Origin of the sequence: Pantoea alhagi, from assembly GCF_002101395.1 — a bacterium.
GTDB lineage: Bacteria > Pseudomonadota > Gammaproteobacteria > Enterobacterales > Enterobacteriaceae > Mixta > Mixta alhagi.
Genome location: NZ_CP019706.1, coordinates 692,106 through 713,559 on the forward strand (window position 1 = coordinate 692,106; position 21,454 = coordinate 713,559).

General features: G+C 51.7%; 18 protein-coding genes and 1 pseudogene. 9 read left to right on the forward strand and 10 right to left on the reverse strand.

What is annotated here, in order from left to right:
- Position 1: 1 nt before the first annotated feature.
- Entirely contained in the window at positions 2–958 is a 957-nt protein-coding gene (locus tag B1H58_RS03265; protein ID WP_237172475.1) for a D-threonate 4-phosphate dehydrogenase, read from the reverse strand.
- A gap of 16 nt (positions 959–974) precedes the next feature.
- Positions 975–2,237, reverse strand: coding sequence for a D-threonate kinase (dtnK, locus tag B1H58_RS03270; RefSeq protein WP_085067963.1), 1,263 nt, complete (start codon positions 2,235–2,237; stop codon positions 975–977).
- Positions 2,238–2,470: 233 nt separating this feature from the next.
- Here dtnK and B1H58_RS03275 point away from each other — a divergent pair, with 233 nt between their 5' ends.
- The 8 genes from B1H58_RS03275 to B1H58_RS03310 all read left to right on the forward strand — a co-directional run bounded on the left by B1H58_RS03275 (position 2,471) and on the right by B1H58_RS03310 (position 10,745).
- Positions 2,471–3,619 (forward strand): iron-containing alcohol dehydrogenase, encoded by a 1,149-nt coding sequence (locus B1H58_RS03275; protein ID WP_085067964.1) that lies wholly within the window; start codon positions 2,471–2,473, stop codon positions 3,617–3,619.
- A 14-nt stretch (positions 3,620–3,633) separates the two neighbouring features.
- On the forward strand, positions 3,634–4,518 hold the full coding sequence (locus B1H58_RS03280) for a dihydrodipicolinate synthase family protein (RefSeq protein ID WP_085067965.1): 885 nt from the start codon (positions 3,634–3,636) through the stop codon (positions 4,516–4,518).
- A 49-nt stretch (positions 4,519–4,567) separates the two neighbouring features.
- Entirely contained in the window at positions 4,568–5,518 is a 951-nt protein-coding gene (locus B1H58_RS03285; protein ID WP_085067966.1) for a phosphoglycerate dehydrogenase, read from the forward strand.
- An 84-nt stretch (positions 5,519–5,602) separates the two neighbouring features.
- A complete protein-coding gene (locus tag B1H58_RS03290) occupies positions 5,603–6,922 on the forward strand; it encodes an MFS transporter (RefSeq protein ID WP_085067967.1) in 1,320 nt (439 codons plus the stop codon).
- Positions 6,923–6,980: 58 nt separating this feature from the next.
- Positions 6,981–8,390, forward strand: a complete 1,410-nt coding sequence (locus tag B1H58_RS03295) for a sodium:solute symporter family protein (protein WP_085067968.1) — start codon at positions 6,981–6,983, stop codon at positions 8,388–8,390.
- A 70-nt stretch (positions 8,391–8,460) separates the two neighbouring features.
- On the forward strand, positions 8,461–9,567 hold the full coding sequence (locus tag B1H58_RS03300) for a sialidase family protein (protein WP_237172476.1): 1,107 nt from the start codon (positions 8,461–8,463) through the stop codon (positions 9,565–9,567).
- 24 nt (positions 9,568–9,591) lie between these two features.
- Positions 9,592–10,068 (forward strand): NanQ anomerase/TabA/YiaL family protein, encoded by a 477-nt coding sequence (locus B1H58_RS03305; protein ID WP_085067970.1) that lies wholly within the window; start codon positions 9,592–9,594, stop codon positions 10,066–10,068.
- Complete coding sequence (locus B1H58_RS03310; RefSeq protein WP_085067971.1) at positions 10,065–10,745, forward strand: SDR family NAD(P)-dependent oxidoreductase; 681 nt, start codon at positions 10,065–10,067, stop codon at positions 10,743–10,745. The genes B1H58_RS03305 and B1H58_RS03310 overlap by 4 nt, the downstream gene beginning before the upstream one ends.
- Before the next feature lie 31 nt (positions 10,746–10,776).
- Here the strand turns inward: B1H58_RS03310 and yacL are convergent, their stop codons facing one another.
- From yacL to B1H58_RS03325, 3 genes are all read right to left on the reverse strand, one after another.
- On the reverse strand, positions 10,777–11,139 hold the full coding sequence (gene yacL / locus B1H58_RS03315) for a protein YacL (RefSeq protein ID WP_085067972.1): 363 nt from the start codon (positions 11,137–11,139) through the stop codon (positions 10,777–10,779).
- Between the two features lie 211 nt (positions 11,140–11,350).
- Positions 11,351–13,948: a bifunctional aconitate hydratase 2/2-methylisocitrate dehydratase gene (gene acnB / locus B1H58_RS03320; protein WP_157130143.1), complete on the reverse strand. Its 2,598-nt coding sequence runs from the start codon at positions 13,946–13,948 to the stop codon at positions 11,351–11,353.
- 362 nt (positions 13,949–14,310) lie between these two features.
- Positions 14,311–14,814, reverse strand: coding sequence for a phenolic acid decarboxylase (locus B1H58_RS03325; RefSeq protein WP_085067973.1), 504 nt, complete (start codon positions 14,812–14,814; stop codon positions 14,311–14,313).
- Positions 14,815–15,859: 1,045 nt separating this feature from the next.
- On the opposite strand from B1H58_RS03325, the gene B1H58_RS03330 reads away from it, so the two are divergent.
- Positions 15,860–16,453: a serine acetyltransferase gene (locus B1H58_RS03330; protein WP_085067974.1), complete on the forward strand. Its 594-nt coding sequence runs from the start codon at positions 15,860–15,862 to the stop codon at positions 16,451–16,453.
- 274 nt (positions 16,454–16,727) lie between these two features.
- Here B1H58_RS03330 and B1H58_RS20950 read toward each other — a convergent pair.
- The 5 genes and pseudogenes from B1H58_RS20950 to lpdA all read right to left on the reverse strand — a co-directional run.
- Positions 16,728–16,844: pseudogene (locus B1H58_RS20950) on the reverse strand (helix-turn-helix domain-containing protein); the annotation flags it as partial.
- Positions 16,845–16,930: 86 nt separating this feature from the next.
- Entirely contained in the window at positions 16,931–17,167 is a 237-nt protein-coding gene (locus B1H58_RS03340) for a hypothetical protein (protein ID WP_085067975.1), read from the reverse strand.
- A 611-nt stretch (positions 17,168–17,778) separates the two neighbouring features.
- Positions 17,779–17,970 carry a helix-turn-helix domain-containing protein gene (locus tag B1H58_RS20955; RefSeq protein ID WP_085067976.1) on the reverse strand — a complete coding sequence of 64 codons (192 nt, stop codon included), beginning with the start codon at positions 17,968–17,970 and terminating at the stop codon, positions 17,779–17,781.
- A gap of 239 nt (positions 17,971–18,209) precedes the next feature.
- On the reverse strand, positions 18,210–19,358 hold the full coding sequence (locus tag B1H58_RS03355) for an acyltransferase family protein (protein ID WP_085067977.1): 1,149 nt from the start codon (positions 19,356–19,358) through the stop codon (positions 18,210–18,212).
- 504 nt (positions 19,359–19,862) lie between these two features.
- The gene (gene lpdA, locus B1H58_RS03360) at positions 19,863–21,287 is read right to left on the reverse strand and encodes a dihydrolipoyl dehydrogenase (protein WP_085067978.1); all 1,425 of its coding nucleotides are present in this window, start codon (positions 21,285–21,287) and stop codon (positions 19,863–19,865) included.
- Positions 21,288–21,454 lie beyond the last annotated feature (167 nt).

Sequence of the window (21,454 nt, forward strand, 5' to 3'; positions counted from 1 at the left end):
CCTATGCAAGTTGCATCGCAAGTTGAATCGAGATGGCCATGCTCTCAGACTTCGCTTTACCTGTCCAGGCAATATCAAATGCGGTGCCGTGGTCCGCTGAAGTGCGGATAAACGGCAGGCCAGCGGTGATATTTACCCCATCGTAGAAGCCCAGCAGCTTAAGCGGAATATGGCCCTGATCGTGATACATCGCCACCACCATATCGTACTGTCCTTCATAGCACTGAAGATAAACCGTATCCGGCGGACAAGGACCACGGGCATCAATGCCCTTCTCTTTCATCGCCTGGATCGCCGGACCGACAATGTTGATCTCTTCATCGCCAAACAGGCCATTTTCGCCGGCGTGCGGATTCACCCCGGCCACGGCGATGCGCGGATGCATATAGCCGACGCGGCGCAAAAACGTATCAGCCATGCCAATCACCGTTTCCACGCGCGACTGATTCAGCGTATCAAGAAATTTGCGCAGCGCAATATGAGTGGTGACGTGGATCACTTTTAGTCGGTCAGTATAAAGCACCATTGCGTAATCTTTACTTTGGGTCAGCTGCGCCAGCAGTTCGGTATGGCCAGGATAGAGGTGACCAGCTGAATGCAACGCCTCTTTATTTAACGGCGCGGTGGCAATGGCATGCACCTCTCCCGCCAGCGCCAGCGCCGTTGCGCGCTTCACACAGCGGTACGCCAGATCGCCCGCCTGCGCCTGAACCTTACCGGGCACCAGCGCCTGTGGATCGGCCAGCGGTTCATCCAGCACATTAATGGTGCCGGGCGTGAAGTGCGCCTGCGCGACTGAAGTAATCTCTTTCAGTTCCATTTGCGGGAGTTTGCCCTGCGCCATTACGCGCCTTAACGTCTCCAGGCAACCTACCACCACGGCTGGCGCGCCGTTTAACTCCCCTTCAGCAAGCGCTTTAACAATAATCTCCGGGCCGATACCGGCAGGATCGCCCATGGTTACCGCAATGGTTTTAGTGGTCACAGTACATCTCCTCAATAAACGAGAGCGCGTCACAAAGCACACTCTCAGAACCGAAACCGCCGGCTTTGGTAATTACCGGCAAATCATCAAGCTCGCTGTTGATAAAACAGCCGCATGGAACGCAGGGCGCAACCTCCTGCTGGATGCGATAGCCTTCCGCGCCCAGCGCATGAGCAACCGCAATGGCAATGTCGCCGCCCGTCAGAAACAGCCCGCCGATACGCGTCCTGTCGATAATCGCCAGCGTCAGCTCACCCAGCCTCTGGCTGAGACGCTCGCCCAGCGCTGCACGGGTGCAGTCAAGCTGCTGGCATAGCGCATCAATTTTTTGTCGATCTACCGCGCTGCGGCTGGTACGTAAAATCGTGTGCTGACCGGCTGCAAGCAGCGTACTCGTCTGCTGTACCAGCCCGCTAAAATCGGGAACGTCGTGCATAAGCAGCTGCGCTACGTCGATATCGACTACCTGCGCGCGCTGTTGATTGATAGCCAGCGCCACCTGACGACGCGTGGTTTCACTCATTGACCCGGCAATCACCAGCACCGGCAGCGTCTGGCGTTTTGTAATGCAGGCACTGGCTGGCAAGGCCGCCGCCAGCCCTGCCGCACCTACCAGCAACGGTGTTTCGGGCAGCGAAAGGGCCGCTTCGGCAATCAGTGCCAGATCCTGTTCGGTTAGCGCATCCACCACGACCATCACCGGTGCCTGATGTTGATACTGCCGCAGCAGCGCGGCCAGTTCACCGCTGCGCACCGCAGGCAACACAACATCAATCACCTTTAGCTCGCTTTGCTGCTGCAAAATGGTTTTGATGCGTGAGGAACTAATCGGCGTGCGCGGATCGCTGGCAAACTCGGTTTGCGCCAGCGGTACCTGATGCACCAGACACTCTCCGTTAAGGGTAGTGCGGCCTGCGCCAGGGATCGCCGCTGCGATCAGCGCCAGCCCTTTGCCGCTGGCGTGCAATGCGGCTTCAATTTCCGCTCCGGGATTGCCGCGAAAGGTGGAGTCGATTTTTTTGTAGATCAGCAAATCCTGCTGACGCCAGCGGGCCAGCGCCTGCGTTACCGCATCCGCCGCGTCAGAAGCTCCAAGCGCGCGGCTGTCAGTATTGATCACCAGCACATCGGCGCGGCGTGACGGCGACTGCCGGGCAAAGAGCATCACCTCAGTACGCGCGCCCTTCTTCGCCAGCTGAACCCCGGTATCATTAGCGCCGGTAAAATCATCAGCGATGACGATTAATTTCATACATTCCCCTTACTGGCTGCATCACGCTTCGCTCCCCGTCCTGTTTAAGCGTTGTACCCCGCTTACAAAAGAAACTACCCAACCCGTTAATGATTATATTCAATCATGATTGATTAAATGTGAGCAACCTCAAATTAATCACATGCGATTTCCCCTATAAAATTGACCGATAACAATCGCTTTTGAACAAACTAAATCATCGTTCAGCTTTATAGGGAGAAAAGACAGACCTTATGAACATCAATAGCACCCTTATCAGCGGCTTTCAGGCGCTTAATGACATTGGCTACCTGCTACAGAATCGACGCAGCCTGCTGCTGGTGACCGATAAAAATATCAGCGCTATTCCTGCCGTTGCGACGCTGACCGAACAGCTGCGGCGCCAGGCTGATACCCTGATTATTCTGGATAATGTGCCGCCGGAGCCGAGCCAGCATGATGTCGCGGCACAGCTGGAAAGTTTGAATGGACGTCAGGTCGAGACGGTAATTGGCATTGGAGGTGGCAGCGTGCTGGATGTCGCTAAGCTGTTGTCGGTTCTGTGCTTGTCGGGCGCGCCTACGCTTGATCAGCTGCTGGCAGGTGAGAAACCCACGGCGCGCCTGCCTTCTCTGCTAATCCCAACCACGGCCGGAACCGGCTCGGAAGCGACGCCTAATGCAATTCTGGCAATCCCGGAACAGGAGACCAAGGTCGGCATTATTTCACCGGTGATGCTGCCTGATTATGTGGCGCTGGCACCGGAACTGACCACCAGCATGCCGCCGCATATCGCCTCTTCTACCGGCATCGATGCGCTTTGCCACCTGATTGAATGCTTTACTGCCACCGTCGCCAATCCGGTTAGCGATAACTATGCACTGATTGGCCTGAAGAAACTGTTTGCCAGCCTGGAAACCAGCGTGGCCGAACCGCACAACCTGCAGGCACGTCTCGATATGCTATGGGCCTCTTATTACGGCGGCGCGGCTATTGCTCATGCCGGCACGCATCTGGTTCACGCCCTTTCCTATCCACTGGGCGGTAAATATCACCTGCCGCACGGCGTTGCTAACGCCATTCTGCTTGCACCCTGTATGCGCGCTGTCCGTCCGGCTGCAGTGACTAAATTTGCTCAGGCGTATGACCTGTTGCCCAACGCCGATCGCTCCCTGAACGATGAAGAAAAGTCCCATGCGCTGGTGGACTATTTTGCCGCGCTGGTGCGCCGTCTGAAGCTTCCCGCCAGCCTTGATGAGCTGGGAATCAAAGCCGACCAGCTGCCACAGCTGGTGGAGTCGGCGCTGGACGTGCAGCGTTTGATTAAAAATGTGCCCACTCCGGTCAGCGCCAGTATGGTGCGGAATATCTATCTGACGCTGTTCCCGACCCTATCAGCCTGAATAACGAGGTAACAATGAAACAGAAAATTGAAGGCGTGCTGACTGCGATTGTAACCACCTTTGATGCTGAAGGTGCGTTTAAACCAGCGGCACAGCGTAAGCAGGTGCAACGTCAGTTGCAGGCAGGCAACGGCATCTTTTGTGGCGGCACCAACGGCGAATTTTTTGTACTGAATGAACAGGAAAAGCTGGCGGTTATCGAAACCTGCGTTGATGAGACAGCAGGCCAGGCGCCGGTGGTGGCGCATATCGGGGAGATCTCCACGCGGGAAACGATTCGCCTGGGAAAACAGGTGGCGCAGCTTGGCGTTGACGCCGTGTCGGTGATTACGCCCTGGTTTGTCCCCCTCAAACAGCAGGAGCTGATTTGGCACTACCGTACGGTAGCAGACGCGCTGGAAGTGCCGCTGTTTTTGTACAACATTCCGGCGCGCACCGGCAATACGCTGCAGCCGGAAACAGTGCGCATTCTGGCCGCGCATCCCAACATTATCGGCATTAAAGACAGCGCTGGCAGCTATGAGAGCCTGAAAGGTTTTCTTGAGGCGGCGCAGGGTCAGGAAAATTTTTCCGTCCTGAACGGCCCCGATTCGCTGATCCATCGTGGCTTTGTTGAAGGTTGTACCGCCTGTATCTCCGGCCTTGCCAATGTTGCGCCGCAGGAAATCAACGCCATCTGGCGCACTTTTCAGGCAGGCGATCTCACCGCGTCACAACAGGCGCAGGAAAATGTTACCGGCCTGCGCACCGATTTATACAACGTTGGCTTTTCACCCGCGGCAGTGAAAAAAGCGCTGGTGCTTATGGGCCATGACGTCGGCGAAAGTCGCTATGCCGTGCAGTTCAGCGTGGCAGAAGAACAGCAGATTCGTCAGATCGTGAATCAATACATTCACTAATTTTGCGGCAGCGCTGCGCTGCTGCCCTCTTAATAACAGGAGCCGCAAGATGAAAGTGATTTGTACCTCCCCTTCTTTTGCAAAATATGACAATGAGCCCATTGTCACGCTGCATCAGCAGGGCTTTGAAGTAATAAGGCTTCCCGCCGACGCGCCATTAAGCGCACTGGAACCCTATCTGGCAGACACCGTGGCGATGATTGTGGCATTTACTGAGGTAAGCGAGGATTTACTCGCTCGGGCGCCTCAGCTGAAGATTGTCTGCAAGCACGGTGTTGGTGTTGATAACATCGATTTGACTGCCACCCGGGCTCGCGGGATCTATGTGACTAACGTGCCTGATGCGAATAAGCATGCTGTAGCAGATTTCGCTTTTGCGCTGATTCTTTCTGCTGCCCGACAGATTCTCCAGGCCGCAAGCGGAACTCGTAGCGGCCAATGGCCTCGTATTTTTACTACCGATGTTTATGGCAAAACGCTTGGCATTATTGGCCTTGGTAATATTGGCAAGCAGGTTGCTTTGCGTGCCCGTGGCTTCAATATGCGTTTACTGGCCTACGATTTTTACCCCGACGAAAAGTTTGCTGCGGAGCAGGGAATCAGCTTTGTTTCGCTGGATGAGCTAACCCAACAGAGCGACTTTATTACTCTGCATACGCCGCTTACCGATAAAACCAGCAATCTGTTTGACGCCGCCCGGATTGGCAAAATGAAGGCATCCGCTTTCCTGATTAACGTTTCCCGGGGAGGTGTTGTCAATGAAAACGATCTTTACCAGGCGTTAGCTAACAAACGGATCGCCGGTGCTGCGGCAGATGTCTTTACGCAAGAACCGCTGACAGCGCATCCGCTGTTTTCACTGGATAACTTTATTCCTACCTCTCATATCGCTGGCTATACCGAAGGGGCTATCGACGCGATTGGCGCACGCTGCGTACAGCAGATTATACAGTGCGTTAAAGAACGTCAGCCTCCCGTCAACATCATGAATTCAATGTAATAAAGCCTGGGGTGCCGTTGCCCCCCGTCCAATAAAGCAGGCAATAGATCCTGTATATAACATTCTCTGTACCGGGCTAAAACTATGAATACTGTTGCTGGAAACACACGTATACGTTGGTGGATAGCAGGCCTGATGTGGCTGGCTATTGCCATCAACTATATCGATCGCACCGTGCTGTCTGCGGCTGCTCCGCATCTTATCGATGAGTTGAACCTGACGCCTGAACTGATGGGCTTCATCATGGCGGCTTTTTTCTGGTCATATTCGCTGCTGCAAATACCGGCTGGCTGGTTTGCTGACCGCTTCGGCCAAAAAAAGGGGCTGGGTATTGCCGTGGCCTGGTGGTCAATCGCGACTTCCGTAATGGGCCTGGCCACCGGCTTTAAATCACTGCTGGCGTTGCGCCTTGCGCTGGGTGTGGGAGAGGCTGCGGCTTATCCCAGCAATGCCGGGATCGCAGCTCGCTGGTTCCCTGATAAAGAGCGCGCCACCGTATCCGGCCTGTTCGACAGCGCTTCCAAGTTTGGCGGGGCCGTGGCGATGCCGCTGATCGTCTGGATGATCGCTCTGTTTGACTGGCGAATTACCTTTGGGATTATTGGTAGCATCGGACTGTTATGGGTGATTGCCTGGTATTTTATCTATGCCGAGAATCCAGAAGAACATCGGCATATCAGCCGTGAAGAAATCAGCCTGATCCGCAATGGTCAATTACGCAAGCATGGCGATAAAAACATTCGGCCAATGAAGTGGTACAGGCTGCTGCGCTACCGCAATATTTGGGCGATGTGCATTGGCTTCTTCACCATTAACTATACCTCCTACTTCTTTATCACCTGGCTGCCAACCTATCTGGTGAAAGATAAAGGAATGGATTTTATCAAGATGGGGATGATTGCTGCCCTGCCACTGCTGTGCGGCATGATTATCGAAGTGCTGGCAGGTTGGATGTCCGATCGCGTAGTGCACAAAAAGTTATTGTCGTTAACCGCAACACGTAAGCTGTTTCTTTCTATCGGGCTGCTTATGGCGCTCTGTATTGGCTTTGCGCCTTTTACCGACTCGGTATTTATGACCGTCCTCCTGCTCTGCGTAGCAAAATCAGGCACCACCGTAGCTGCCTCTCAGGTCTGGGCGCTGCCGGGAGACGTCGCCCCTAAAAACAGCGTTTCCGTTGTCGCCGGACTACAGAACACCGTCTCAAATATGGGCGGCGCGGTTGGGCCTATCGTCACGGGCGCCATTGTCGCCGCGACAGGATCCTTCACCTGGGCCCTGGTATTTTCAGCACTGCTGGTCGTTATCGGCATCCTTAACTATTTGTTCCTGATGGGTAAAGTCGAACCCATCTCCGATGACGAAAACATTCCGGCCCATCAGGTATCAATGGGACAAGCTTAACTTCCTGAACGACTGCGTTCTGGAAACGGAGCGCGGCGTCTTCTGTTGAGACATCGCTATGAAAGAATTTACCGCTATGGATACGCTGATCATTATCGGGATCGTGGTCGCGTATATTTTATTTACAACCTGGATGACCTGGCGGCTGCGGAGTAAAAGCAGCGGGGACTTTATGGAAGGATCGCGCGCGATGCCGGCCTTTATCGTTGGCGTCATGCTGATGTCGGAATACATTGGCGCGAAGTCCACTATTGGCACCGCACAGGCCGCCTTTGAAAACGGCTTCGCCGCGTCATGGTCGGTCATTGGCGCGGCGATAGGTTTTCCGCTGTTCGGCCTGCTGCTGGTAAAACGGATCTATAACACCGGCAAAATTACCATTTCCGGCGCGATCGCGGAAAAGTACGGCACCTCCACGAAAAATATCATCTCTGTCATTATGATTTATGCCCTGCTACTGGTGAATGTGGGTAACTATGTCAGCGGCGCAGCAGCTATTTCAACCGTACTGAAAGTTAACCTGCCGGTAGCCGCCTTTATTACCGCCATTGTCAGTACCTTCTACTTCGCCTTTGGTGGAATGAAAGGCATGGCCTGGGTTACGTTGCTGCACAGCGGCATAAAGTATTTCGGCATTTTGGTAATTCTGGGTGTAGCGCTGCATATGAGCGGCGGTATTACGCCAATGGTGCAGCAAATGCCGGACTTTTACTGGACCTGGGATGGCCACATTGGTGCCAGTACGATTGTTGCCTGGTTGATCGGCACGATTGGCTCTATTTTCTGCACTCAGTTTGTTATCCAGGCGATCTCTTCCACCAAAGATGCCGCCTCGGCTAAGCGCGCAACCTGGGTTGCGTTCCTGTTCTGCCTGCCGATTGCTATCGCCATTGCGATTATCGGCGTCGCAGCGAAATTTCTGCATCCGAACATCAACAGCCTGTACGCCCTGCCCGTGTTTTTACAGGATATGAATCCCTGGCTGGCAGGCCTGGTAACAACATCACTGGTTGCCTCGATTTTCGTTAGCGTCAGCACCGTAGCGCTGGCTATCGCCTCACTGATTGTCAAAGATTTCTATGTGCCGATGCGCAATCCCACGCCGGAGCGTGAGTTTAAAATGACGCGCTGGCTGTCGCTGGCAATTGGCTTTCTGCCGCTGATATTTGTGCTGTTCGTGCCGGAGGTGCTTAAGCTCTCGTTCTTTACCCGCGCCATTCGCCTGTCGATTTCGGTTGTGGCAATGATGGCCTTTTATCTGCCCTTCTTTAAAAGTACGCGCGGCGCGAATGCCGGGCTGATCGGTGCCTGCGTGGTGACTTCCGTCTGGTATCTGCTGGGCGATCCGTTCGGCATCAACAACATGTATATCGCCCTGATTACCCCGGCGGTGATTATGGTGCTGGATCATCTCATCCCGCAAAAACGTCCGGTAACTAAAACCAATATGCAAAAGAGTGGAGCCTGAAATGACGCAAGCAACCCTTAACCTGCCGACAGAAAGCATAACCGAAATCGTGGACGGCGATCCGGAGCGTATGACGGCAATGTTGCCGTCGCCCTGTCCACAAAACCATGCAGCCAATTTACTGCCGCTACCGAATGGCGATCTGCTTTGCGTCTGGTTTGGCGGAACGCAGGAAGGCATCGCTGATATTTCCATTTACTGCTCGCGACTGGATCACGGCAGCCGTCAATGGTCGACGCCGCAGCGGCTCTCGGAAGACGCCAGCCGCTCGGAGCAAAACCCGGTGCTGTTTCTCGCCCCGGATAAGGTGCTGTGGCTGCTGTGGACCGCGCAGAAGTCGGGTAATCAGGATACAGCGATAGTGCGCTATCGCCAGTCACACGATATGGGCAATAGCTGGGGCGAGATTAACACCTTGCTGGATAAACCTGGTACTTTTATACGCCAGCCGATGGTAGTGATGCCCAACGGCGACTGGCTGCTGCCAGTGTTCTACTGTCAGACCGAGCCGGGTGAAAAATGGGTGGGCAACAACGATATCAGCGCGGTGAAAATCTCACGCGATAACGGCCAGAGCTGGCAGGATGTGCCGGTGCCTGACAGTACCGGCTGCGTGCATATGAATATCACGCTGCTGAAGGATGGTTCGCTGCTGGCGCTCTTCCGCAGCCGCTGGGCGGATTTTATCTGGCAGAGCCGCTCTTACGACGGCGGCCAAAGCTGGAGTGCGCCGCAGCCAACGGAATTGCCCAATAATAATTCCTCTATTCAGGTGACAACGCTGGCAAACGGCGATTTAGCGCTGGTGTTTAATAAGATGAGCGCCGCAGGTGCCAGCGAGCGGCGCGCCTCACTTTATGATGAGATTGAAGATGATGAAGACGATATTGCCGCCCAGCCCATAATGCCTGCAGGCCGTAGCGCATTCTGGGGCGCGCCGCGTGCGCCGATGACGCTGGCGATCTCCAAAGACGGCGGCAGAAGCTGGCCGTGGCAGCGTAATCTGGAAGAAGGCGACGGCTACTGCATGACCAATAATTCGCAGCAGAAGCTGAACCGGGAGCTTTCTTACCCCAGCATTAAACAGGGACCGGACGGCTTGCTGCATATTGCCTATACCTGGCATCGTCAGGCGATTAAATATGTGTGCGTGAATGAAAGCTGGGTCACGAGTTAACCGCTGCGGGATAAGGAGGAAAGGATGATTACAGGCAATTTGCAGGCGCTGCCGCTGGCGACGCTGCCCGACAGGCTTTATGCGTTACTGGCGCGCCCGGAATGCGCTTTAACGGCGCTTCAGGCGATGCCCGACGGCCGCTGGCAGCCGGAGGGCGCTGGCTGGTTTTGCACTATCGGCAGCAGCGAAACCGCCCCGGCCGGGCAGCGGCATACCGAGTACCATCGGCACTGGCTGGATATTCAGGTACTGTTGGCAGGCGAAGAGATTATTCGTTATGACGTGGCGGATGCCCGCGAGATACCTGCCGAGGAGCGTAAGCCCGATCTGTTTATTGTGGAAAATATGCAATTACGCCAGCAGCTTTATTTGCAACCGGGCGATTTCGCTATCTTTGCACCAGGCGAAGCGCATCAGGCGCTGTGTGCGGTTGATAAACCTGCGCGGGTGCGCAAAGCGGTGTTTAAGGTTTCTCCTGAACTGCTGCGAGGAAAACCATGAGCCGTCACGCGTTGGTAACCGGTGCCAGTTCCGGCATTGGACGCGCTATTGTTGAACGGCTACTGCAGGAGGGCTGGCAGGTCAGTGGGCTGAGCCGTTCGGCAAAAGGCAGTGAGCATCCGGCCCTGCGCTCGATCGCCGTCGATCTGTGCGATCGCGCGGCACTGGCGAACGTATTGAGCGAACTGCCGCCGGTCGACGCCTTTATCCACGCCGCCGGCATGATGCAGGCGGCAGAGCTGGGCGCGCTGAACGAGGAGATCAGCCAGCGGCTGTGGTATTTGCATGTGCTGGTGGCAGAAAGCATAGCGAATGCGCTGGTGGATATTTTGCCCGCTGACGGACGCATTATTCTGATCGGCAGCCGTACCTCACGCGGCGCGGCGGGCCGCAGTCAGTACGTCAGCACCAAAGCGGCGATGGCCGGAATGGTGCGCAGCTGGGCGGCTGAGCTGGCCCCACGCGGCATTACCGCAAATGTGGTAGCGCCTGGCGCAACGGCCACGCCGATGCTGAGTCAGCCCGAACGCGCCAGTTCACCGCCAAAGCTGCCACCGATCGGGCGTTATATTCAACCTGATGAGGTTGCCGCGCTGGTCAGCTTTTTGCTCTCTCCCGCCGCTGCGGCGATTACCGGACAGGAACTGGTGATCTGCGGCGGCGCATCGCTCAGTTAATCATTGGGGCAGTCGCTGCTGCCCCGTCATCTCAACGCCCCTGCATAAAGGCGCGATAGGCCGTAATCACCGCCAGAAAATCTTCAATGCCGCAAAACGAGAGACTTTCCTCATCGTAATAGCTCATGCCCTCTTCCAGCTCATCGGTATCAAAGGCGAGCTGGTTGGCACGGATCATCACCTCTTCGCCATTCAGCGAAAGCTGATACTCATGGCCCTGATGCAGCCACTCTCTTTCGCTGCCTTTGACCTGGGCTGCCGCTGCTTCTACTTCATCCAGCAGCGCCATATTGCCTTTTACTTCTTCATTGAACCAGTGGCCGACCGCCTCATGGCCCATGCTCATGCGCACTTTCACCTGATTGGTGACGTCACGTAAAAATTCATATTCCATCTTGCTGCCCTTAGCGCATGCTGCTGCGCTTCAATTCACTCGGTTGCGTGCATTATCGCAGCCTGACGTGTGAAAAGCAGTGCCTGACACACCGCTTTAGCGAGAAAAGCGAGCGGTAAAAGAGGGATAACGGACCGGAGAGTGACGCTGACTTTTTGCAGGCGTAAAAAAGGGCGGAAAATTCCGCCCTTTTGTCATGCTGTTATATCTCTCAGACCGCAGTCTGGAAAATCACATCTTTCGCTTTGTCCGTGTACTGATTCAACTGGTCAAAGTTCAGATAGCGGTAGGTATCCACCGCAGTTTTATCAACCTGAGCCATAAACTGTTGATACTCGTCTGGCGTTGGCAGACGGCCCAGCAGCGAAGAAACGGCAGCCAGCTCGGCAGAAGCCAGATAGACGTTCGCACCGGTACCCAGACGGTTCGGGAAGTTACGCGTTGAGGTAGATACCACCGTTGCGCCATCGGCTACGCGCGCCTGGTTACCCATGCAGAGCGAGCAACCCGGGATCTCAATACGCGCGCCGCTCTTACCGAACACGCTGTAGTAGCCCTCTTCCGTTAGCTGCGCCGCATCCATTTTGGTCGGCGGCGCGACCCACAGGCGGGTCGGCAACTGGCCTTTATGGCTGTCCAGCAGCTTACCTGCCGCGCGGAAGTGACCGATGTTGGTCATACAGGATCCGATAAAGACCTCGTCGATCTTCTCGTTCTGCACTTCAGACAGCAAACGCGCATCGTCCGGATCGTTCGGCGCACACAGGATCGGCTCCTGAATTTCCGCCAGATCGATTTCGATAACCGCTGCGTATTCCGCATCAGCATCGGCTTCCATCAGTTGCGGATCGGCCAGCCATTTCTCCATGCCCTGAATACGACGCTCCAGCGTACGACGATCGCCGTAGCCTTCCGCAATCATCCATTTCAGCAGAACGATATTGGAGTTCAGATACTCGATGATCGGCTCTTTATCCAGCTTAATGGTACAACCGGCGGCAGAACGCTCAGCGGACGCATCAGACAACTCAAACGCCTGCTCTACTTTCAGATCCGGCAGACCTTCGATTTCCAGAATGCGGCCAGAAAAAATGTTCTTCTTGCCTTTCTTCTCAACGGTCAGCAGACCCTGCTTAATGGCGTACAGCGGTATCGCGTGCACCAGATCGCGCAGGGTGATGCCCGGCTGCATTTTGCCTTTAAAGCGCACCAGCACCGATTCCGGCATATCCAGCGGCATAACGCCGGTGGCGGCAGCAAACGCCACCAGGCCTGAGCCCGCCGGGAAAGAGATGCCGATCGGGAAGCGGGTATGCGAGTCGCCGCCGGTGCCCACGGTATCCGGCAGCAGCATACGGTTCAGCCAGCTGTGGATAATGCCGTCGCCCGGACGCAGCGACACGCCGCCACGGTTCATAATAAAGTCAGGCAGCGTATGGTGTGTCTGCACGTCAACCGGCTTAGGATAAGCAGCGGTATGACAGAAAGACTGCATCACCAGATCGGCAGAGAAGCCAAGACAGGCGAGATCTTTCAGCTCATCACGCGTCATCGGCCCGGTGGTATCCTGAGAACCCACTGAGGTCATCTTCGGTTCGCAGTACTGGCCCGGACGAATGCCGTCCACGCCACACGCGCGACCAACCATTTTCTGCGCCAGTGAGAAACCACGCGTGCTCTGCACCACATCTTTCGCCTGACGGAACACATCGCTGACCGGCAGACCCAGCGACTCACGCGCTTTGGTGGTCAGGCCGCGACCGATGATCAGCGGAATACGGCCACCGGCGCGAACTTCATCCAGCAGCACGTCGGTTTTCAGCGCGAACTCAGCCAGCAGCTCGTTGGTTTCGTGATGACGCACTTCACCCTTGTAAGGGTAAATATCGATCACGTCGCCCATATTCAGGTTATTAACGTCCACTTCGATCGGCAGCGCGCCGGCATCTTCCATGGTGTTAAAGAAAATCGGTGCGATTTTACCGCCCAGGACAACGCCGCCGCCTTTTTTGTTCGGCACGTAAGGGATGTCGTCGCCCATAAACCACAGCACCGAGTTGGTAGCAGATTTACGGGAAGAACCGGTACCGACTACATCACCGACATAGGCCAGCGGAAAGCCTTTCGCCTGCAGCGCTTCGATCTGCTTAATCGGCCCTACGTTGCCCGGCTCATCCGGCTCGATGCCTTCGCGGGCGTTTTTCAGCATTGCCAGCGCGTGCAACGGAATATCAGGGCGTGACCATGCATCCGGCGCCGGAGAGAGATCGTCGGTATTGGTTTCACCCGTCACTTTGAATACGGTGACGGTAATTTTTTCAGCCAGCGCCGGACGGTTCAGATACCACTCGGCATTAGCCCATGACTGCATAACCTGCTGCGCATGCGGGTTCCCCGCTTTGGCTTTCTCTTCCACATCGTAGAAGTTATCGAACATCAGCAGCGTATTGGACAGCGCTTTTGCCGCGATGGGCGCCAGCTTCTCATTATCCAGCGCGTCAATCAGCGGATGAATGTTGTAGCCGCCCTGCATAGTACCCAGCAGTTCGATCGCTTTTTCAGGTGTTACCAGAGGAGAGGTCGTTTCGCCTTTGGCGATAGCAGCCAGGAAACCGGCTTTGACATAGGCCGCTTCATCAACACCCGGCGGCACGCGATTAATTAACAGATCGGACAGGAATTCTTCTTCACCCGCAGGAGGGTTCTTCAGCAGTTCAACCAGCGCGGCCATTTGGGATGCATCTAAAGGTTTAGCAACAATTCCCTGGGCAGCACGCTCGGCAACGTGCTTACGGTATTCATCTAGCACGACGTTCTCCTCGCTCTCATTGTATATGGCTTTCCGGCCACCTTTTTTCACGGCGATCTGTAGGATGCTTATGTAGGGTAAGGTGTCCGGTTTCGCGTCGGCCAGCATAGCAGGATTTGCTGCACTTGTTAATGCGTTTACAAAAAAGCAACATCTTTTGTCAAAGCTGTTTTCCAGACAGTGCGCCAGCCGTAGCGCTTTATTCATCTTTTTAATGATAAAAATAATTTATGGCTGAGGCGGTTTTGTTAAGGGAATAAACAGCATTCTTGTTGAGAACATAACGTTGAGGCACAAAGGAACAGGCCATACCCGTAACGAGTGTGGCCTGTTTGATGTCCTGCAAAAAGCGAAAACAGTGCTTAGCGTAGGTTATCGGGAAAATTGGCGGGCAGTTCGCTGGCCGGGCAGTTAATGATGGTATCGTCATTTTCACCCACGTCACGGACAAGGGTCAGCGTGGCGAACTCATCGATAACTTCAGTGGGATAAGCCGGGCCGGCCTCGCGATAGCTGGCCATTTCATCCAGATGTTCGTTCTGGAAACAGACGGTTTTTTCCGGGTTATTCATTACCCAGCGCGGGAAGAAAATGGTGCCATGAAACACCTTATCGGCGAGGTTCACGCTCAGGCTGACATCAGTGCCGGTAGGCTCTGTCCAGGAGATTTTGTAAACATCGCTGGCAAGACGCGCCAGGTAAACGTGCTGATCTTTAACCCAGCGGTTGCCCACCAGGCCGCTATGAATACGATAATCTATTGTCTCACTGTTTTTGATATAGATTTCATAATTCCAGCCGTTGTCATAGGTGTAAACAAGATGTTTGCCAACAAAACCACTTAGATCATGTTTATCAAAGCTCATATATTTTACTCCTTTTGGTTAACAGGTAAATTATAGCTCACATCATCCACTCCTCCCGGATAAATAAAATACATCTTGCTTTATATCAAAAAGATTAATGTGTAGACATAATTGAAAAACAGATGCTTGATATTAATTGCGGAATCAGGCAGTTTTCATTAAAGATTTATGAATAAATCAAGATGGATTTCAATTAGCGACATGCTTTTAAAATAAAGATCAACCTTATGTGGCATTTAATAAAAACAGATAAAATGACACGTTAATTTACACGAAAAAGCTTTTTAAATAATTTATACAGTTAAGTGGCAGAATACTCGGCACACATATTTTAGTGCGTACTTTATCTCATAAGAATAAAACATCTTCTTTCTTTATGCGACATCACAGATATCAATGGGAAAACTGATTTTTCTAAAGACTTTAATTTATTCCGGCCATTCCATGCTGGCATTTTTTCATTAATTTCTCATGAAATTAAATCACCTATCCTTTAGATGTAAATTTAAAATCAATTTTGTTGAGCACTGTTCGGCGTCAGTATCGTCCGTGTGGAAATGTTGCCGAAGCAGGTAGTCGTTAACTTTTCGGCACTCGCGGTTTATCCCCGCTCGCGCAGGGAACACGCTTTAAGACCGTGCAACACGCTCGTAAGCGGCCTTACGGTACGCTAACGCAGAACTGCGGCAAAGCCTTGTCGGGACCACTTCGACAGCACACAAAGCGTATTATTGACAAGGCCATGAAAATTAAAGGTGTTTGTAGTCGGAACACCATTGATTCACTCATGTTGTTACCTTTATATCGTTCAGGGATTTATCTTTCATCGTTATATCATATGATTCCACCGTTTACTAAATAAAGACAATCTGTTTTTTTAGGCAAATTATTATTTTCCTGTGCTTGTCGCTTATATTAAATGCACATAAGTAGTTTTATTTAGCCTGGTTGTTATTTTTGAAATAGCACCTAAAAAGCCGTTTATTTGTTCGATTGGATTTTTATTTTATGTTTATAATCCAAAAAAAGCTTGCAGGGAAATCAAATGACAGATAACACAGCGACTCCTTCTTTAAGTGGGAAATTTGAAAATGTGGATGCCTATGAGCATTTAAAAGAGTGCTTGAGGATTGAAGTTTTAAACAGAGACGGAAAGAAAAAATTTTCCTGGTTTAAGGTTTTGCACCGGGTAGTTTTTGGTTATAAGAAAAATTTCTATTTTTGGTGGCGCCTTGCGAACTACATGCATACCCGGCCTTCACCAGGATTACGGAAATGTGCGCGCAGAATAAACCATAAATTATTACGTAAATACGGGGCTGATATCAGCTTAGAAGCTTTTATCGGACCAGGGATGAAAGTCAATCATTACGTTGGCATTATCATTAGAGCTGAGAGCATCATCGGTAAGAATATTAACTTGCGCCAGAATACGACGATTGGGAGGAAAGATTCTATCGATACGTCTGGAAAAATAATTATTGGGGACAACGTTGATATTGGAGCCCATAGTTGCATTATTGGTGATATTGTTATCGGTGATAATGTAACAATTGGCGCAATGACATTTATAAATAAAGATGTTCCTGCTAATAGCATAGTTTATTCAGAAAAATCAATGTTTATCCGCTCAAAATGAAGGCTACGGCATTATCAGGGGAATGGTGAAGAAAGGAAGCCCGCCCTGATAATGGCGTGGGAACTACTATTACGGAGAGTAGTAATGGGCGGCAGAGCTTAATTTTCAGGTTTTTTATAGAGGAGAGTCTCTGGAGCGTTTCATAAATGGCAGCCAGGTGCTTTTTCAGCGAAGCAGGCAAAGCGGCGGTGGGTATTGGCCAGGCGTACATATGACGGTGTTTTTATCATCGAGCTGGAAAAACCAACCTCACTCTACGAAGAAATAAAAAACCTTCGGCCACCTGTGCGCTGGTATGTCCGGCGTGCTTCCGCCACTCCAGCAAGAGCGCCTGTAAGCGCTCTTTACGGTCTTCGGCTTCATATGCGGCGCGATACTCCGCATCCTGCATCATTTCGCCAGTGCGCGGGTGTAAAACTGTTAGAAGGAGCGCCGGGGCGCGGATATGAAAAAGACCCGCCGAAGCGAGCCTTGAATTTAATAACGGTGATTAAAATCACCCTTATCATTTTTCAGCTTTGAATAAAAAATTGCCGATTTTTTTATAGTCAATGCCACCCCCTGCATGCAAAAGATCATCACAAAAAATTTAGAAAATTTGTATGGCAGTGGATACCAGGTATTTGTAAACATAACATTTGCGCCGCTAAGCAGCGATGCCGAAAGTAACACCCCAGCAGCTAAACAAAGCGCATCGATAATTTTCTTTTTCATTTACCATTTGCTTCCATTGCCACCTCCATTTCCATTCCCTTGCTTGAAACAGCCACCAGTTAACGCCCCGGATACCAGGCCAACAGCCATGCCAACACCCCCCGCAACTGGCCCGCCCAAAAAAACCAGCGCTCCGGTCGACATTCCACCTATAATGCCATTGTTGCAATCTTCAACGCCCTGGCCCTTATAAAACCCACCACTGCTCTTTGAATTGTTGTTTTTGCCATTTCTTGTATGGTCCTAGTAGCCGTCCCGGCTGCCATTGCGGCTGGCACCTGTAACCTGTCTTAATTGCTTTTTATTTAACATTTTCATGATGAACTCCTTCTCTGTTTAACTTTTAACTTCAATCCTTAGATTCAATAAAATAATTAAAGTAAGGAATAGCTCTTGTCAATAAAAACAACTGGAAATATAAAAATAGAAATACCCATATCAAACAGAATGTTATTTCATATAGAATTTAATAATTAACTAAAGTGGAGCAATAAATTTTATTTTCACCAAAAAACATTTACAGGCATCACAAAAAATATTTGCATTAGCGAATGGCTGGTCAGGTGTAAGCACACCCACCAGCCGTCCATTTCACAGCATCTAAACCGCCACTACTGGCGGCGCTTATAACATCCGAATTGATATATTGCTAATCCTGCCATTACCAGCTGCGTTAATATAAACTGGCAACGAGCCTGACTCAGGTGTGCAATTTCCGCAATTTCCCTTGCGGTCGCTGGCGTGTTACTCAGTTCGTTGAAAATCGCTTTCGCTTCAGCAGTCATATATGGCTGTTTTTGCATGTCATTTGTCCTTAAATGTCGGCGTGACATACAGATAACTCTGGTTGCCCTGAGCTGCAAGGGAAAAATATTCAGTACACAAAAAAGGCCCGCTGAAGCGAACTTGGGTAATTTTTGCTGCGGTTTATCCCCGCTGGCGCGGGGAACACGGTGGCCAAATAAGCCAAGGCATAGTGAGCAACGGTTTATCCCCGCTAGCGCGGGGATTTTTTAAACTGAACAAAGCTAACAGGGAGCACTTATCCCGTCACATCTTGTGCAGAGGGACGCGGAGCCAGTACGCGTTTGCCCAGCTGGATACCCGGTTTTTCTACAAAGCGATACAGTAACGTAGCAATACCATAGGTAAGCGGCAGGCAGATGCCGCAGATGATCGCAAACCGCAGCGGCGCACTTAACGCATCCATATTATAGTCCCGCAGCAGCAGAGCGATGGCAGGTACCACAATCAACAGATGCACCAGGTAGACGGAGTAAGAAACATCACCTAACCAGGTACTGACACGATTCGTCAGAATGGCGCGCGGCAGTTTTATCAACTTTTCCATCAGCGATCCTGGACGGTGTTGCCAGAGTACTGCCGTCATGCCAATAATCATGGCCGCCTCAAATACAATCTGTAGTTTACTAACGCCAATGGCGATAATAGCACTGACTACGGGTGCGATTAATGCCAGCAGCAAATAACCCAGCTGTTTTTTACGCACCGCTTCTGCCATCAACATTCCGGCAATAAACACATGCAGTTTAATCAGGATCATAGACGGCATAATAAAGGCTTCATAATAACCTGCCAGCACAAAACGGCCGATGGTACATAACAGCATGATTAGCAACAGGGTTGGTACATAGCCAAGCCGCAGCGTCAGTAGCATAATAAACGGGAACAGCATATAAAACTGCATTTCCAGCCCGATGCTCCAGTCAGGAAGCACGGTATTGAAACCATATTCAGGTAATAAGCCAAAGATAAAACTGATATGCGCAATAATATTGGCAACCGACTGATCGGAATAGCGCGATGTCTCTGTCGCGGTGGTCGGATAAAACTGAGCAATCGTATCGCGCATTTCACCAAACCACGGGCCGTAAGCCACAGCGATAATCAGCAATAAATAGTACAGCGGAGCAATACGGAAAAACCGTCTAATCCAAAATTTCTTAACGGTGTTTGCGCTATTCCACGGCTCTTTTTCCTGGCGCTCGATATAGTTTTTCGCCATCAGATAACCTGAAAGCAAAATAAACAGATCGACGCCAATACTGGGCATCGAAACGATAGGGATCGCGCAATGCACCAGCAGGCTGGCATGCCCCAGCAATACCCAGAGCGAAGCAAACCCGCGCAGGCCCTCTAACTCGGTTGACCACCCTCTTGTCGTTGACATTTTTACCTCTGGTTAAGCCTGGTAACAGATAGAGGAAGGGTAATGAAATAGGATTACTAAACAATGTTAATGTATCCTGAAAGTAAATTATCAGAAAAAACTTAGTGCTCATGTGGTAAAAAAGGCCTTTTAAGCCTGTAATAATGCGGAAGGAGTGCAGTAAAATAAATAATACTATCCTGCAATTACCTGACACTGTTAAATTCTGGCATTATAAAACTTAAGCCAGTGTAATCCATATTATTAAACCCGAAGTTAAACATTGAAAAAAATCGTTAATTTAGTGCATGCGTTATGCTTAAACTGAATTATGCGTTTTAAGTCAAATCCCTGCTGATGGCGGGAAACATCTCCTGATTGTCCATATAGTCATAATCAGAATCGGTTTCACCCGTTAACGAGCAGAACGAAAAAGCTGTGCGGAAGCCGCTGGCGTTTCCTTTTAAAACGCAAAAAAAACGGCCCCTTTCGGAGCCGTTAGCATTTTTCTCACCCGCAGAAGCGTTATTTTTTCTTCGCTTTCGGGTTAGGCAGATCGGTGATGCTGCCTTCGAAAATCTCTGCTGCCAGACCAACCGACTCATGAAGCGTCGGGTGGGCGTGGATGGTCAGCGCGATATCTTCCGCATCACAGCCCATTTCGATCGCCAGGCCGATTTCGCCCAGCAGCTCGCCGCCGTTGGTGCCGACAATGGCGCCACCGATCACACGATGCGTCTCTTTATCGAAAATCAGCTTAGTCATACCGTCTGCACAGTCAGAAGCGATAGCACGGCCAGAAGCAGCCCACGGGAAGGTGGCCGTTTCATAGCTGATGCCTTGCTCTTTCGCTTCTTTCTCAGTCAGACCAACCCATGCGACTTCTGGCTCGGTGTAAGCGATGGACGGAATGACTTTCGGATCGAAGTAGTGCTTCTTACCGGCGATAACTTCTGCCGCAACGTGGCCTTCATGTACGCCTTTGTGCGCCAGCATCGGCTGGCCGACGATATCGCCGATAGCGTAGATATGCGGCACATTGGTGCGCATCTGTTTATCAACGCGGATAAAGCCGCGCTCGTCCACTTCTACGCCCGCTTTACCAGCATCCAGGTTTTTACCGTTCGGCACGCGACCGATAGCAACCAGCACTGCGTCGTAACGCTGCGCTTCAGCAGGCGCTTTTTTGCCTTCCATAGAGACGTAGATGCCGTCTTCTTTGGCTTCAACCGCGGTAACCTTGGTTTCCAGCATCAGGTTGAATTTCTTGCTGATGCGTTTAGTAAAGACCTTAACCACGTCTTTATCGGCAGCCGGGATCACCTGGTCGAACATCTCAACCACGTCAATTTCTGAACCCAGCGCATGATAAACGGTGCCCATTTCCAGGCCGATAATACCGCCGCCCATCACCAGCATACGTTTTGGTACTTCTTTCAGCTCAAGCGCAGCCGTGGAATCCCAAACGCGTGGATCTTCATGAGGAATGAAAGGTAGCTGAATCGGACGTGAACCCGCCGCAATAATGGCATTATCAAAGTTGATGGTGGTCGCGCCGTTTTCACCTTCAACCACCAGCGTATTTGCACCGGTGAATTTACCGAGGCCGTTAACCACTTTGACTTTACGCCCTTTCGCCATGCCAGACAGACCGCCGGTCAGCTGATTGATGACTTTTTCTTTCCAGGTGCGGATCTTGTCAATGTCGGTTTGCGGTTCGCCAAAAACGATGCCGTGTTCCGCCAGCGCTTTCGCTTCTTCGATAACTTTCGCTACGTGCAGCAGCGCTTTAGAAGGGATACAACCCACGTTAAGGCAAACACCGCCAAGGGTGCTGTAACGCTCTACCAGTACGGTCTCCAGACCTAAATCCGCGCAGCGAAAGGCTGCAGAGTAGCCCGCAGGACCTGCCCCAAGCACAACGACCTGGGTTTTAATCTCTGTACTCATCATGACCTCTTAATTGACTATCCGGCGGTCAGACGTCACTTACCTGATTCACAGTACGCCCTTCATCCACCGGGACGCGTTCACCGCAAGAGTTTACAGAATTGTTAACAGACTGCAAACCGCTTCGGCTCAGTAAGATCCCATTTCCCAAATTCTGACAGGCTTAG

Coding starts and splice junctions, on each gene's coding strand:
- B1H58_RS03265 (WP_237172475.1), bottom strand. CDS start 958: ATGGGCGATCCTGCCGGTATCGGCCCGGAGATTATTGTTAAAGCGCTT.
- dtnK (WP_085067963.1), bottom strand. CDS start 2,237: ATGAAATTAATCGTCATCGCTGATGATTTTACCGGCGCTAATGATACC.
- B1H58_RS03275 (WP_085067964.1), top strand. CDS start 2,471: ATGAACATCAATAGCACCCTTATCAGCGGCTTTCAGGCGCTTAATGAC.
- B1H58_RS03280 (WP_085067965.1), top strand. CDS start 3,634: ATGAAACAGAAAATTGAAGGCGTGCTGACTGCGATTGTAACCACCTTT.
- B1H58_RS03285 (WP_085067966.1), top strand. CDS start 4,568: ATGAAAGTGATTTGTACCTCCCCTTCTTTTGCAAAATATGACAATGAG.
- B1H58_RS03290 (WP_085067967.1), top strand. CDS start 5,603: ATGAATACTGTTGCTGGAAACACACGTATACGTTGGTGGATAGCAGGC.
- B1H58_RS03295 (WP_085067968.1), top strand. CDS start 6,981: ATGAAAGAATTTACCGCTATGGATACGCTGATCATTATCGGGATCGTG.
- B1H58_RS03300 (WP_237172476.1), top strand. CDS start 8,461: ATGACGGCAATGTTGCCGTCGCCCTGTCCACAAAACCATGCAGCCAAT.
- B1H58_RS03305 (WP_085067970.1), top strand. CDS start 9,592: ATGATTACAGGCAATTTGCAGGCGCTGCCGCTGGCGACGCTGCCCGAC.
- B1H58_RS03310 (WP_085067971.1), top strand. CDS start 10,065: ATGAGCCGTCACGCGTTGGTAACCGGTGCCAGTTCCGGCATTGGACGC.
- yacL (WP_085067972.1), bottom strand. CDS start 11,139: ATGGAATATGAATTTTTACGTGACGTCACCAATCAGGTGAAAGTGCGC.
- B1H58_RS03325 (WP_085067973.1), bottom strand. CDS start 14,814: ATGAGCTTTGATAAACATGATCTAAGTGGTTTTGTTGGCAAACATCTT.
- B1H58_RS03330 (WP_085067974.1), top strand. CDS start 15,860: ATGACAGATAACACAGCGACTCCTTCTTTAAGTGGGAAATTTGAAAAT.
- B1H58_RS03340 (WP_085067975.1), bottom strand. CDS start 17,167: ATGAAAAAGAAAATTATCGATGCGCTTTGTTTAGCTGCTGGGGTGTTA.
- B1H58_RS20955 (WP_085067976.1), bottom strand. CDS start 17,970: ATGCAAAAACAGCCATATATGACTGCTGAAGCGAAAGCGATTTTCAAC.
- B1H58_RS03355 (WP_085067977.1), bottom strand. CDS start 19,358: ATGTCAACGACAAGAGGGTGGTCAACCGAGTTAGAGGGCCTGCGCGGG.
- lpdA (WP_085067978.1), bottom strand. CDS start 21,287: ATGAGTACAGAGATTAAAACCCAGGTCGTTGTGCTTGGGGCAGGTCCT.